Raw genomic sequence first — 14516 nt, 5'->3', positions numbered from 1 at the left:
ATCTTTTTCTGTGAAATTTCCGTGTGGTCAGTGTGTTCCGTGGGCGACTCAGGATTGAAAATGTAATGCCCGGCAGAAACATGGTATAGTATGCAAGACCAAACATACTATACTCTTAATCTGAGGAATACGCATATGGTTGATATTGGAGGCCTGTTTGGCAAAAATGATCGGCAGAACCCGTGGACCCCCCGTGGAGAGCTGTCGTTTGAGAAAGGACTCTATGAAGATGCGGCGAAGAGTTTCGCCAGAGCAGTCGAGCACGAACCTCAGAACAGTTCCCTCTGGTATCGTCTCGGCGTTTCACAGAACCGGTCCGGCCAGCATGAAAATGCTGCCAAATCTCTGCAGAAAGCAACCGACCTTGACCCGAAAAATACGGATGCATGGATTACGCTCTCCACACTTCTCGCCGATGCCGGCAGATTTGATGAAGCGGTCTCTGCCATCAGCCATGTAACACTTGGCGACAGCGAGCCGTACTTACAGGAACTCAAATGCGAATGGCTGGAACGTATCGGCAGATATGCCGATGCAGCAGCTGTCTGCGGTCATCTCTCCTCCCTCCGGCCCGAAGACCGCAGACTCAGAATCCGTCTTGTGGAGCTGATCATGCGTGCCGGAAACTTTGCCGAAGCAAAGACCCTTTTTGACCAGCTGGGATCTGTTCCTGCGGACAACCACGGCATGTTCACCTCGTCTGCCGCGTTCTGCTGCGAGATGCTCGGCGACCGTGACGGTGCCCTGCAGCGCTATGCAGCCCTGCCGGAGAGTGAACCGTCCGGCTGGTACCGCCGCGCACGGCTTGAAGAGAGCATGGGCAAATACAAGGATGCTGCCGCATCCTACGGCATGGTCCAGCAGTACTCCTCAGACACCGACATCACCGTCACCGTCCGGCGTGCCCTCTGTCTCTTCTGGGACGGCAACAGCCGTGAGTCCTCGGTGCAGCTGGAAAAAGTTCTCGCACGCGGATATGCGAACGCTGAACTCTGGTATCTGCTTGGTATCGTCTCCTTCCTTTCAGGAAACATGAAACGTGCGTCTGAGGCATTCCTTGAGATGGTTCATCTCAATCAGGGCAATGCATCGGTCTGGTACATGAAAGGATGCGCCGAGTACCTTTCCGGCAGATACAAAGAGGCTGTTGAGAGCTTTGCCCGCATGGACAAACTCGGCGGCGACGGCTCACGGTCACAGTCCAGAATGAAATGGTTCCAGGACGAGGACAACGACATGCAGCTGTTCAACAACTCCGCACCCACCGGTGCCGCCGCCATGGCAAAACCTGAGATCGGCGCAGTCAACGTGGGACTTGCGACCATGCAGAGCTTTGCACTTTCGGCGCTCGGTAGGTATGCGGAGGCTGACAAGACCGCAGTCCGCGTACTTGACGCGGCTCCCGACCGGCTTGACCTGCAGCTTCTGCATGGAAAATGCCTTGCAGCACTTTCCCACTACCAGTCTGCGGCCGATGTCGCGTCCCGCGTCATTGCCAAAGATCCAGACTCCCTTGCAGCTCACGAACTCTACGCCTCCTCCATGATGCGCATCGGCAGATACAAAGAGGCCGCAGCGTCCTGGGAGAACATCATCCGCATGGCGCCTGACAACAATCCGGCATTCTTCGGTGTTGCGGAGTCATGGGCAGGCATCGGAAAATACACTGAGGCCGCAACCGCCTACTCCCATCTTCTGGAGAGCATGCCGCAGGATGTTTCACTCCTGTTCGGATCAGGAGACGTGCTTTTCCGCAGCGGAAAGTATGCAGAGGCTCTGCCCTACTATGAACAGGTGATCGGTCTGTCGCCGCAGACGCCCGCGGCATACATCGGTGCTGCCGCATGCCGCGAGATGCTCGGCAGATATGCAGAGGCTGGCGAAGCTCTCGCAGCTGCCGAACAGCTTCTCCCCGGTCATCCGGGCGTGCTGATCGCACTTGCCCGTGTGCAGGCCGAAGGCGGCAATGCAGCTGCGGCAGTTGACACCTACGCAGGTGTTCTGCGTGACTATCCTGAGATACCCGGAGTTGCGGTGCAGGTCGCAAAACTCTGTGCCGGTCTTGGCAGAAACGAGGAGGCGGCAGACGCTGTTGTTCTTGCACTCAAAAATGGTGAGGAGAGTACAGACCTTCTGGTCCTCGGCGGCGATCTCTGTACAGCCCTCGGCAGATATGATGAAGCAGCAGACTACTACTCCAGAGTTGCTGCAGTTGCTCCGGACAATGCCCATGTGTGGTTCGGTCTTGGTCATCTGCACTTTATCAGCGGCGATTTCCGCGAAACCTCGATTGGTATGGACAAAGTTCTGGAGATTGAACCTGGCAACACCGCCGCACTTCGCGACAAGGCCGCTGCTCTGACCGCTCTTGGCAAGTTCCCGGAGGCGGCTGAGGTTCTGCACAGACTGATCGATGCAGATGAGCATGATACCAAGGCCATGCTTGATCTGGCGTCGGTCCTTGAACAGATGCAGAAGTACGATGAGGCTCTTGAGATCTATGCACAGTATCTCGGCAGCGGTGCAACAAGTCTGGATGTTATTCGCAGACTATCCTCCATCTATCTGGTTCAGGGCAACTATGAAGAGGCTCTTGCCGGCTACGATATGCTGCTTGAAGCAAACCCGAAAGATCCGGTGACGCTTCGTCTGCGCGCTGAGTGCCTGCTTCAGCTGGGACGGTATGAGGAGTCTGCTGATGCATATGCACAAATGCTTGCCGAACGCCCGGCCGATGATGCGGCACGCTACGCATATGCGTCCGCTCTTGCAAATGCCGGAAAAACCGCTGATGCGGTTCGCGAGTTTTCTGATCTGGTTTCCAAAAATGCGGACAACACGACGGCGCTGTTTGCGCTTGCCGATGTGCTGGGGAGATCAGGCAAGTATCTTGAGTCTGCAAAATGCTATGACAAGCTGATCAGTCTTTATCCGAAAAACAGCTTCGCTCATCTGCAAAAAGCGATGATGCTGGTCAAGCTCGGCAACCTTCCGATGTCGATTGAGGCGTTTGAGGCTGCACTGCAGGTTGAGCCGAAAAATCCGTTCATCCTTTCCGGCCTTGCGTTCATGCAGATGCTCTGCGGCAGACCTGCCGAAGCTCTTGCACAGCTGGAGAAGGCGGAACGTTCCGGCGCTGTTGATCCTGATATCTACTACTGCCGCGGTCTCATCTGTCTGCAGCAGAGCAGATTTGATCTTGCGGTGACGGCAGCTGAAAAGATTCTTGCTGATCATCCTGATCATGTTCCTGCCTGGCATCTGAAGGGACGAGCGCTTGAACAGTCCGGTCATCTGCGTGAGGCAGTGGACTGTCTGTCCAAAGTTGTGGAGCTCTCGGAACTCTCTGACACCGAAGAGAGCTGAAATTTATGCAGATTCAGATCCTGTGTGTCGGCAGGATTAAGGATGCGTATCTGAATGAGGGAATCGCCGAGTTTTCCAAACGGCTGAAACCCTATGCATCTGTTTTTGTGACCGAGCTTTCCGAGGTAAAAGTTCCTGACGGTGCGTCAAAATCTTCTGAGATGCTTGTCAAGGAGCGGGAGGGGGAAAAGATTCTGGAGAGTGTGCGGGACGGTTTCATGACTGTTGTGCTTGATCCGTACGCGCCGCTGATCTCAAGCGAGGAGTTGTCGTCGCTGTTTGGCACTGCGGAGCTCGGCGGCAGAAATATCTGTTTTATCATCGGCGGTCCCCTGGGCCTGTCGCCTGCGGTGCTTGCGGCGGCTGAGCGGAAAGTGTCGTTTTCCCGGCTCACGTTTACGCACACGATGATCCGGCTGATTCTTTTTGAACAGGTTTACCGGGGTTTTCGTATTCTCAGAAACGAGCCGTATCATAAGTAAGGCTTTGCATGGGCGCAGCCCGTGCTCTGCCTCGCAGATATTTATGCAAATTTTGATGTGGTGATGTATTTATGATGATTGGGATCAATGTCATCAATTATGCGTGATGATGACTGTTATTGCGGGCTGCTTGCTGATGATACACATAAAATAATTGGTGCTGCAATGGAGGTGTATAATATTCTGGGGTCTGGTTTTTTGGAGAATGTGTATCGCGATGCGCTGGGGGTTGAATTTGCCGCACGGGATTTTTCGTATGAGCAGGAAAAACTGGTGAATATTTTTTACAAAGAGGTTAAGCTGCCAAGTTACTATAAGGCGGACCTTATGTGTTTTGGGAATATCATTCTGGAACTGAAAGCAAAGAAAGAGCTCACGAAAGAGGATGAGGCACAACTGGTGAATTATCTGAAGGCAACGGGGATTCCTGTTGGTCTGCTGTTCAATTTTGGAAATCCACGACGCCTTGAGTGGCGACGTTTGATCTATACGGATAAACGATACTCTGGTATGTGCTGATTCTTTCTTCTCTTTTCTGTTAAATGTGTACTGTTGAAGTGGTTAGTGGGAATTACGAGGAAAAAACCGCCACAGATTCACACAGATTCCAAATTTGCCAATCGTCATTATCTTGCGTTCGGTCGGGACTCCGGCTAATCGCCTGCGTCCTTTTCGACCTCACTGGATAATGACTGGCAAATTTTTCGGTTTTTTGTTGGAGTGGTGTGTGTGGTTTTTTTCCCATTATGTCTCCACTCTCTCCTGCAATACATTTAAAAAAATCTAAAAAATATAATTTGTGTGATACTGTAACTGGTTTTTTCAAGCAAAACCACAGATCACTTCAACAGGAAACCGAAAAATTTGCCAGCTGTTATCCAGTGAGGTCGAAACGGACGGAGGCGATTAGCCGGAGTCCCGACCGAACGCAAGATAACAGCGATTGGCAAATTTGGAATCTGTGTGAATCTGTGGCTGTTTTTCCTCGTCATGCCCACTCGCCACTCCAACAGTACACTTACGTCACACCAAAAAAAATTAGAGCCGGAGGATCTCCCGCTCTTTCTCCGACACCTGCACTAACGGTCTTCGCAGCCGGTGATGGTGCATAGCCGCCCGCACCGTCCCGCGCGTACAACCGTTCCGGAGAGCAATCTCCTCTACCGTCATACCAGAAAATAACTGCCTTTTCAAAACCTTTCGATCACAAAGATCAGGATGATCACGCCAGACCATATACTTCCGCCTCCGCCGCAGTGATGATCTCAGGGCCTGCCACGCGTTCCTTTGCAACAACATACGCTGTCATCTCCTCAGGCGCAAGATGCTTCCTGAGATCCTGAAGATTCACCCGTTCGTACGGCACCACCCGGTCGCCTGCGACACTCTTTGCACAGCTGTACAAATACCCGCGGCCGAGGAACTTCTCCGCATCCGAGCTTCGCAGATGCACAATCTTCTCATGAATCTCCGGCCGGTCAAGTCTCAGCTTCTCTACGTTTACTTCGTAGACCGTCTTCGTCGGCCAGAAAATCCGGTACTCCACGCTTTCGCAGTTTTCTGCGCGAATCATCTCGATATCTGTATGATACTGTTCAAGAAATCCGAAGTGGAAACCTTCAAACGCGTACGCAAGGTCGCGGCTGTGCAGTGCTGCCTCAAACGCATCTTTGGGGCGCGGATGAATCCGCGGAAGGGTTGCGGTGAGAAAATGTTCGGTGTTAAAAGGGGTATACGTCATGGGGAGTCCTGTTTTTGTGAAAATTTGTGTCTGTTTTCAAGATACTTCTTCTGCATGATTCTGTCATATGCCTCCCTTAACAGGATTTCTTTTCTCCTGTATGCGTGACTGAATCAGCTTCTTTGCCTCTGTTCTGCTTAAAACATACGTCGTAATCGTTCGCATCTCCGACTGGCTGACACGGATTGCGGTATCAGCATGACATGCCGGGCAGCGAAGAACGGGCGCTCCGTCGACAATGCCGGTGCCGGTGATTTCACGAAGAATTAAAGAAAAAGAGGAGCCGCAAGCAGGGCAACAGTAGGTACTGCCAAAGTATCCTGAACTTTCAGTCAATAGTTACCTCCGCTTCACCGGTTTTGCGAAGAGTAAGAGATAACGAGGAGTCGTTCCTCCCCTTCGGGGAGTCACAGTCGCATGTCACTTCGTTCCATGCTCCGCTCCTTCCCTTCGGGAAGTCACTCATCGACGACCTCTGCACTCATACTCTCCTGCATCCGATCGCGCTCCTCTGCAATCCTCGCCTCATAGTTGAGGTTTGTCCGGTACTCTGCCAGCTGTTCGGCGAAGATCGTCTCATACACCTGCATCCAGTACCGCATCTGATCTCCTGTCGGAACGATCCCGGCACGGTCAGCGATCGCGTCTGTTATCTCCTGTTCCAGCAGATGAAACGCACGCTGACCACCGCGTGTTGCGATCACTGGAAATGCAAGATCGGTCAGCACATCAAAATAGTTCTGACGAAGTCTGTCCTCATCCTGCATCATTCGTTTCCGGTACTGTATCCATGCCCCTGCATCAGGGTCCAGTTCTCCTGCGGGTATGGAGAGCCTGGCATGGTATCCGTAAAGGCTGTGCTGGATGACCGAGGTAAGATAAGCGGTTTTGTTGGCAAATCCCATTCGGTGAATGAGTTCGCCGAATGTGCAGTACTCTTTGTCGGTAAGGACTGCGTAAAGTGTTTTTCTCACGTAATTAATTAGTTCTGTCATGATGTCTCTGGAGATATACATCATATATCATATGTCAGTTGTTTCTGCGCGGTTAGACACCCTCGTGAAAAAATATCCACATTTTTTTCGAAAACGCCTTTTTTGCGCTCTGTCCAATAACAACCATCGAAGTATATTCTTATACAAAGAAAAACAAATATAGTACACAAGAGTAGTGGAATACTCATTCATCATCAGGTGGATGAGTGTGGCCGGAACTTTTGTGCATCAGTATCTGAGAAACTCCGTCGTTGATATCTGACATATGATATACTTCAGATGTATGACCAACGGCAATACTGAAAGGATGACCGCCGATAAGCTAATCATCTGTGACGGCGAAAATAACTAATGTCTGCATTGGTTTCTGTTTTGACGGCTGAAACGATTCAGACATCTCCGGTTTCGCCCGAGGGTATTTGTAATCTTTCTCCTGGGTTCCTGATGCGCGTTGTAAGCCCCGAGGCTTGGCGCAGCTCTGTCACCTCCCTTCGGTGGTGTTCGCCGCAAAATACCTTTGGTATTTATTGGCTGTTCGAACGTGGTCTTTTGTAGTATATATAGGTATCCGAAAAATGGGGGAAAACAGCGTCCGGTGAGCGGTGTTGGCAAAATCCCGGATCTTCGAAAGGTATGTATGGGGGATTTCGTTGATGTATGTTAATTTTTATATAATATTATATGTATAATGGTGTGGGGAGTATGTTTGTATTGTCATGCCGGTTAGTGTGAACGCGCACACTATTTTGAAACCTGTTTTTGGATGTATTGAATCCTCTCAGGAGAGGACGCAATCTCACGAAAAATATTAACCATAATTTCACGACAAACATCAAAATTATGAGGCGAAAACCTTGCGCATGTCAGAGGGCAACTTGCAAAAATTGAATAAAATTGGTAGGATACTGACACGCACAAATTTCAAAACTAAGCCAGTATTTCACTTGTATTTCGATTTAAAAAACAGAATGAGTAGATTTAATAGGATGAATCGATCATAATACTATCCTGATAGGATAAAAAAATCTCCACTCATTGAATAAAAGTGTCTGTGCGATTGTTTGTCCGACCAAATATATGTGGTGTGTGTATGTCATTGAATGATAATTCTCAGGATAAAGTATCGTACAGATGTTGGATACATCGGCTGCTGTTGATCTTTGTAGCTATGTTGATCGCAGGTGCACTGCTCGCAGGACCGGCGGCAGCGGATACATATGTCACAAATTTTTCCGAACTGAAGTCTGCGATTACTGCTAATAAGGACCCCGTCATCGTGATCTGCGAGAATATTTCTCTCACTGCGGTGCTCACCATCAATTCTGATGTCACTATCACTACCGATGGCACAGACCGCAGTCTCATCCGTTACTCTGCATATAAAAATTCCATCTTCAAAATCAGCTCAGGAGGTAATCTGACACTCACTGGAAATGATTCTGGAATCCTCACTCTCGATGGATATAATCTTGCAGTTTCCACTAATGGTGCCGGCGTCTACGTTGATGGTGGCAATTTCACGATGAGAAACTGCACGATCACCGGTAATAAAGCTAATGCGAGTGGTACTAGCAAAACTACCTATAGTGGCGGCGGCGTCTACGTTGCTAGCGGTAATTTCACTATGAGTGGTGGCACGATCACCGGTAACACTGCTACTGCTAACGGTGGCGGCGTCTACGTTGCTAGCGGTAATTTCACTATGAGTGGTGGCACGATCACCGGTAACACTGCTACTGCTAACGGTGGCGGCGTCTACGTTGCTAGCGGTAATTTCACTATGAGTGGTGGCACGATCACCGACAACACTGCTAAGGACAGCGGCGGTGTCTACGTCCAGAATGGCGGCATTCTCACCATGAATGACAGCATTATTTCAGACAATTACGGCAGCAATGCCATCTACTTTACCGGCACTCATATCATCGTGAATAACTGCACTATCTCCGACAACAATGCCGCTGGACTCAGTTGTAGCGGTAATACCATCGTGAATAACTGCACTATCTCCGGCAACAGTGGTCTCGGACTCAGTTGTGGCAGCAATGCCATCGTGAATAACTGCACTATCTCCGGCAACAGTGGTACCGGACTCAGTTGTGGCAGCAATGTCATCGTGAATAACTGCACTATCTCCGGCAACAGTGGTACATCTGGCGGCGGCGTCAAGGGAGCGAATGTTACTATGAATAGTTGCACTATCTCCGACAACACTGCTACTGACGGTGGCGGCGTCTTCGTTAACGGTGTTTTCGTTATGAATGACAGTACAATCTCCAACAATACCGCCATAGGTGGCAGCGGTGGTGGCGTCTACATCTACAGCAGTACTTCCACTATGGGTACTTTTACTATGAATAGTGGCTCAATCTCCGACAACAACGCGATGATTGCGAGCTCGTTCTATGGCGGCGGCGGCGTCTACGTTAATGGTGTTTTCGTTATGAATGGTGGCACAATCACCAACAATACTGCTACATATGGCGGTGGTGTCATTCTTGGTGTTGGTTACAACAAGATTTTCGATATGAAGGGCGGCACGATCACCGGCAACACTGCTACTGGTAAAGGCGGTGGCGTCTACACTTACGGCTGTTTCACTATGTTTGGCGGCACGATCACCGGCAACACTGCTACTGATAAAGGCGGCGGCGTCTACCTTGACAGCAACTCGTTCAGTATGTGTGATACCGCCACCATCTCCGGCAACATCGCGACGAATGGCGGTGGTATCTACGTTGTTGACGGTACTACTTTCAATATGAATGGTGGCGAGATCTCCGACAACAGTGCAACGATGAATGGCAGCGAAGTGTATCTGTCTAGTTCATCTAACCCCAAATTTTGGATTTCGAGTGCTTCGAACATAGGGCCAAACACGACCTACATCGCTGCCAACACATTTATCAAAGTCGGATTCCTTCCTAGCGATAATAAACCGGTAGTCCAAAACATCACTCCCCAAAATCAGACCGAGGGTGCCAAAATTGTGCAGCTGTTTACTGGTGCAACAGCTGAGTCCGAAGACTACTTTACTCTGTCGCCGGATTTGAAAGGGATAGCGCTGAAATATTCTGATGTATCTTCTCCGCCAGAGTTGCGTATCGTCATTATCAACTCCGACTACTCTCTCACTGTAATCAATGGCAGCGGCACCGGTTCCTACCCTTCCGGGCGTTCCGTCAGCATCAGCGCTACCCCTCAGTCTGGCAAAGAGTTTGTCAACTGGACAAGCAGTATGGGAGGTACCTTCGGTAACAATGAATCCGAAACTACCACCTTCATCATGCCTGATAATGACGCTACCGTCACGGCAACGTTCAAAGATATCTCTCCAACCGATTACTCTCTCACTGTAATCAATGGCAGCGGCACCGGTTCCTACCCTTCCGGGCGTTCCGTCAGCATCAGCGCTACCCCTCAGCCCGACAAAGAGTTTGTCAACTGGACGAGCAGTATGGGAGGTACCTTCGGGAATAATGAATCCGAAACTACCACCTTCATCATGCCTGATAATGACGTCACTGTGACGGCAAACTTCAAAAATATACTCCCTACCCCTGTTCCGACGTTCCGGCCCTCCGTAGACTCCTCTGATAGTAAATACAGTGACACGATCATCGCATATATTGATGATACCGGCGCCGCATCCTTCGACAATCTCCTTGGTTTTATCAGAATCATCCTCCCCAAAGGAACATACGGCACCGTTATTCTCAACACCGCTCCGTCTGGAGTTACAGCACCTCTGGACAGCTACACTGTCTGCAATATCACTGTTCCAGAGTTTCAGGGCTTTGCGCAGATAGAGTTCAGCGTTCCGATAGCCCTCCTGAGAGATCAGGGATTAACAGTGAACGATGTCGTTCTCCGCCATTATACAAATGGTCAGTGGGTAAACCTCCCGACCTTCTACCTCGGTGAAGAACGCGGCGCAGCAACATATGTTGCCTCCACCAGCAGTTTCTCACCGTTTGCGATCGTCTACGAACGCGGAGGCGCAACAATCGTTGAGAAGTCCACGCCGCAGCCGACCGCCTCCTCCGGCACTGCGAAAACCGCAGCAGCAACTGCTGTACCAACAGTTGCAGATGATCAGACGCAGTCTGCGAACTCGGATTCGCAGACCATTTCAAGCAATAGCGGTGCAACAGCAGCACCTACGCTGACCCAGGCACCCGCATCTCTGGCAGGATTGTTTGCAGGGCTTCTTGCTGCCTGCCTGCTCGTAAGAAGGAGGGTATAACCCTTTCTTCTTCACAATGCGGTGAATGAACATACTGATAAACTATGTTTATCTCATCATTCGACCTCACTCAATCAGATTTCCACCAAAAATCAGCTGTTTGCTGCACCGGCGGCACATGGCACCATCCGATACATCCAATGATGACCCGGGTAATAATTCCTACCCGATTAAATTCGTAAAAGCAGATGTTTCCCGCAATAATATGCGGAAAAACATTCGATTCATCACAATCAGCACACACACATCGGATGGTGCCGGCCGTTACCGGTGAATCTACCGGTCGGGATAGACATCAAAAATGATCAGCCGCAGACTTCATATCAGGCAGATATTCTGATTGTCCCCCCACCCCTAATCCCGCAAATACAGAAGTGATCTGTCTATGAACATTACCAGAGATATCTTTGTTCTCATAATTCTTTTTGGTATGTTTGCCGGCTTCATGATAATCATCATTCCGATGATTATGGCGTGAAGACGGCGAACAGAACCAGATTTTTTTTTCGATGTCACAGACATAGCGGACAGCACCGGCTTTGTCCATAAATTCGTTTATTGATAACTGACGTATCGTTGTAGCTCCGTCCACGATCGCATGCCTTTCCCACGCCGCCACGTCGTGTTTAACTCTCCTTTCAGGAGTCGTTTTGGCCTGCTCACTACTTCGCGAGAACACACAGAAATTTTACGAAAAAAACATCACGGAAATGCATTGTTTTCGGGTTCCGTGATGTTCACGTCTGCTCCGTGATGTTTTCCCATAAAATTTCCGTCTGTTCCGCTTTTCCGTGGGCGGCCGGGAATTAATAGGCAACATCGACAGCACCCATAAAAGCACCCCTAAATAAAGTGAATTTGTTCCCCGGTCAGTCAGAATTGTGAAAGAGTTATACCCGAATACTTCCAACACTCCTCTACCATGAAACTGGTATACACCGGCAAAACAAAGAATGTTTTCGCTCTTGACGACGGAAACTATCTGCTGAAGTTTAAGGACGACTGTACCGGCGCTGAAGGCGTTTTCGATCCCGGGATGAACACAGTGGGCCTGACCATTGACGGCGCGGGCCGTGCCGGTCTCCGGTTGACCAAGTACTTCTTTGAGATTCTGAACACGAAAGGTATCCCGACACATTACATTGACTGCAACATCAATGATGTGACCATGACCGTGATTCCGGCAAAACCATTCGGCAAAGGCCTTGAGGTCATCTGCCGGTTCCGTGCGGTCGGCAGCTTCTACCGCCGCTACGGCGACTATGTCAAAGAGGCCGCAAGCCTTCCGGCATTTGTTGAGACAACTCTCAAAGATGATGCCCGCGAGGATCCGCCGATCACCAAAGACGCACTTGACATCCTCGGCATCGTCTCTGCAAAGGACTACGAGATCTTAAAGGACCTCACCCAGAAGATTGCCACCATCATCAAAGATGAACTTGCCAAAAAGGACATTGACCTCTATGACATCAAGTTCGAGTTCGGCAAAGTCGGCGACAAAATTGTTCTCATCGATGAGATCTCAGGCGGAAACATGCGTGCCTACAAAAACGGCAAACACATCCAGCCGCTCGATCTCGAAAAAATGGTCCTGGATGCATAAATCCTGATTATTTATTTTTTTATCTGTTGTCTATTACGTTCTGCTCCGCCCACGACTCGCATGCCTTCCACACGCCGTTTCGTCGTGCTCACTGCTTCACAGAAAAAACGGAGCACACGAAAAAAAGATCACGGATCAAACGTGAACATCACTGAATCCGAAAACAATTCATTTCCGTGATGTTCACGTCTACTCCGTGATTTTTTCAGTGATATTTCCGCGTGTTCCGTTTTTCCGTGGGCGGAGCAACCGTCGCCTACTCCTCACAACACAAGGATCGTCTTGTCCCCGAGCAGCTCCGTGATAGTATCATTGCTCTGCAGCTTACCATCCAGATACACGCCCTGAAGATTTTTCAGATACGCCGGCCGCGTCCCAAACCACTCAGAGATCATCTCTGCAATGTACTCTGCTCCCTGTCCTGAGCCTGCGAGGATATACGGTCGTCCCTCATTGCGGACATTCATGTAATAATGGAATGCCGCCTTTGCATCCGCATACGCAATCATTCGTGCCGCATCCTCAATGATCGGCAGATCAGCCTCCTGCGCATACTGGGTCACCTGACGATAGTAGGGAATGTAGTTATTCATCCCTGACGGATACGCATCAACCGTTGCCGTGAGCTCATCACTCACCCTGTTGTGTATCTCATAGAGCGAAACATCCACATTTGTCTCGTACGGACTGATATCAGAAACATTCACATCATCGTACAGATAAAAAACATCCAGCTCAGCCTCGGGATCAGATCCAAGCGAGTGCCAGTTGGCGGGATCTGCGTACTTGATCGCAATCGTCTCCGGTACATCCCCTGCCATATAAATCGCCCCGACTCCGATGACAACCAGAATGATAATTCCTACAAACAGCCAGATCATCGGCATCCATTGTTCAAGATCATTTCCTTTCATGTGAAAAACTCCGTGAGTGTCTTTTGTTGTCTGATATCACGCAGCATCTTTGCATGCGCCAGCCAGAAATTTGTGGAAAGCAGCGCTTGTGCAGCAGATGTCGCCTCGGCAAGAGTACCGACCCGCACCGGAGCTGTCGCAAGCGAAGCATGTGACGCCTCGCGGATTACCCAGGTCCCAAGAGGCGCCCAGTACTCGCCTGAGATGTCGCGGATGCAGAGCACCTTTGCACACCTGCCGATACTTTTCAGATACTCCAGCACCGCAAGCCGGGCCGAGTAGTACGCGCCGCCAATCGGCGAGTACTTGCTTTTTGTCAGACCTGCTTCTGCATCCTCGATGATGGTCTCCTCCTCGCCTGCCCAGAGAGAATGTTTCTGCCAGCGCTCAATCATCTCAAACTTCCACTCCTCTGCAGGAATCAGCAGGAAACAGAGACTGTTGCCGTGCAGGGTCGCACAAAACACCTGAAACTCAGGCAGCGCAGGCATACGAACCACATCGCGCTTCATGCCGGACGAGATCATATCATCCGTCGCCGTGATTGCCCAGCGGGTCGGGACAACTTTTCTCTGCACACCAAGAAGGCCTGAGGTCAGAAGATTCGTGATCTTATACACATCAGTCCCGTTCTCAAACAAAATGCGTGCCGCTTCCGTCGCACGGAGATCGGTGTCTGAGGTGCACCGGTCAACGATCCGCGACACGCTTGCATTGTCGATCACATCCAGCTTTTTCATTGCGCCTGACATCCCGACCGGTGCAACCGTTCCGTCGAAGTTCAGATCAAACTGCACCGGTTTCGCAAACGCTACCTCAACGTCAAGAGGTTTATTGGAGAGTGCGATCTCCTGAATTTTTTCGGTGTCAGGCAGTTTTACGTCCATCTCTTTTCCGCCGCGGATCGTTCTGGACCGGATGTTTACAATGTCGTCGATCGAGAATCCCTCGCGTACCCACTGAAGCGGATTGTCAGAGTCATTGATCATCAGAGGGCCGCCGATCACTCTCGGGTAACCGTAACTGCCGACGAATACCGAAGGGGACGCTCCCATGTACTCGCTGACCGGCCGGACATCTTTGAGTGCGTGAAACCTCCGCGTGACAGGACAGTTCGGCAGGCCGCAGAGACCTTTTCCTTTGCAGACAGCACACTGGGACGGCATTTT

The 14516-nt window shown here is 50.4% G+C and carries 13 protein-coding genes; 5 read left to right on the top strand and 8 right to left on the bottom strand.

All coding sequences use genetic code 11. The annotated features are described in order from the left end of the window. The first annotated feature begins 135 nt into the window (after positions 1 to 135). From McpAg1_RS03235 to McpAg1_RS03225, 3 genes are all read left to right on the top strand, one after another. Positions 136 to 3366, top strand: coding sequence for a tetratricopeptide repeat protein (locus tag McpAg1_RS03235; RefSeq protein WP_338093860.1), 3231 nt, complete (start codon positions 136 to 138; stop codon positions 3364 to 3366). A 5-nt stretch (positions 3367 to 3371) separates the two neighbouring features. After that, positions 3372 to 3848 carry a 23S rRNA (pseudouridine(1915)-N(3))-methyltransferase RlmH gene (locus McpAg1_RS03230; RefSeq protein ID WP_338093859.1) on the top strand — a complete coding sequence of 159 codons (477 nt, stop codon included), beginning with the start codon at positions 3372 to 3374 and terminating at the stop codon, positions 3846 to 3848. Positions 3849 to 3935: 87 nt separating this feature from the next. Next, positions 3936 to 4367, top strand: a complete 432-nt coding sequence (locus McpAg1_RS03225; protein WP_338093858.1) for a GxxExxY protein — start codon at positions 3936 to 3938, stop codon at positions 4365 to 4367. 519 nt (positions 4368 to 4886) lie between these two features. On the opposite strand, the gene McpAg1_RS03220 is transcribed toward McpAg1_RS03225, so the two are convergent. The 5 genes from McpAg1_RS03220 to McpAg1_RS03200 all read right to left on the bottom strand — a co-directional run bounded on the left by McpAg1_RS03220 (position 4887) and on the right by McpAg1_RS03200 (position 6584). After that, positions 4887 to 5018 carry a hypothetical protein gene (locus McpAg1_RS03220; protein WP_338093857.1) on the bottom strand — a complete coding sequence of 44 codons (132 nt, stop codon included), beginning with the start codon at positions 5016 to 5018 and terminating at the stop codon, positions 4887 to 4889. A 52-nt stretch (positions 5019 to 5070) separates the two neighbouring features. Further along, complete coding sequence (locus McpAg1_RS03215) at positions 5071 to 5589, bottom strand: hypothetical protein (RefSeq protein ID WP_338093856.1); 519 nt, start codon at positions 5587 to 5589, stop codon at positions 5071 to 5073. Between the two features lie 63 nt (positions 5590 to 5652). Further along, the gene (locus McpAg1_RS03210; protein WP_338093855.1) at positions 5653 to 5925 is read right to left on the bottom strand and encodes a hypothetical protein; all 273 of its coding nucleotides are present in this window, start codon (positions 5923 to 5925) and stop codon (positions 5653 to 5655) included. Further along, the gene (locus tag McpAg1_RS03205; protein ID WP_338093854.1) at positions 5918 to 6055 is read right to left on the bottom strand and encodes a hypothetical protein; all 138 of its coding nucleotides are present in this window, start codon (positions 6053 to 6055) and stop codon (positions 5918 to 5920) included. The genes McpAg1_RS03210 and McpAg1_RS03205 overlap by 8 nt, the downstream gene beginning before the upstream one ends. Next, positions 6048 to 6584 (bottom strand): hypothetical protein, encoded by a 537-nt coding sequence (locus McpAg1_RS03200; protein WP_338093853.1) that lies wholly within the window; start codon positions 6582 to 6584, stop codon positions 6048 to 6050. Before McpAg1_RS03200 ends, McpAg1_RS03205 begins: the two co-directional genes overlap by 8 nt. 1168 nt (positions 6585 to 7752) lie before the next feature. Between McpAg1_RS03200 and McpAg1_RS03195 the strand changes: the two genes are divergently transcribed. Continuing rightward, the gene (locus McpAg1_RS03195; RefSeq protein ID WP_338093852.1) at positions 7753 to 10830 is read left to right on the top strand and encodes an InlB B-repeat-containing protein; all 3078 of its coding nucleotides are present in this window, start codon (positions 7753 to 7755) and stop codon (positions 10828 to 10830) included. A 295-nt stretch (positions 10831 to 11125) separates the two neighbouring features. Here McpAg1_RS03195 and McpAg1_RS03190 read toward each other — a convergent pair whose 3' ends face one another. Beyond that, complete coding sequence (locus McpAg1_RS03190; RefSeq protein ID WP_338093851.1) at positions 11126 to 11449, bottom strand: hypothetical protein; 324 nt, start codon at positions 11447 to 11449, stop codon at positions 11126 to 11128. 303 nt (positions 11450 to 11752) lie between these two features. Between McpAg1_RS03190 and McpAg1_RS03185 the strand changes: the two genes are divergently transcribed. After that, the gene (locus tag McpAg1_RS03185; RefSeq protein ID WP_338093850.1) at positions 11753 to 12433 is read left to right on the top strand and encodes a phosphoribosylaminoimidazolesuccinocarboxamide synthase; all 681 of its coding nucleotides are present in this window, start codon (positions 11753 to 11755) and stop codon (positions 12431 to 12433) included. A gap of 263 nt (positions 12434 to 12696) precedes the next feature. Here the strand turns inward: McpAg1_RS03185 and McpAg1_RS03180 are convergent, their stop codons facing one another. Then, entirely contained in the window at positions 12697 to 13347 is a 651-nt protein-coding gene (locus McpAg1_RS03180) for a DUF3089 domain-containing protein (RefSeq protein ID WP_338093849.1), read from the bottom strand. After that, positions 13344 to 14513, bottom strand: a complete 1170-nt coding sequence (locus McpAg1_RS03175; protein ID WP_338093848.1) for a hypothetical protein — start codon at positions 14511 to 14513, stop codon at positions 13344 to 13346. Before McpAg1_RS03175 ends, McpAg1_RS03180 begins: the two co-directional genes overlap by 4 nt. Positions 14514 to 14516 lie beyond the last annotated feature (3 nt).

This window comes from Methanorbis furvi (genome assembly GCF_032714615.1).
Classification (GTDB): Archaea; Halobacteriota; Methanomicrobia; order Methanomicrobiales; family Methanocorpusculaceae; genus Methanocorpusculum; species Methanocorpusculum furvi.
This window is presented reverse-complemented; position numbering and strand designations above follow the sequence as displayed.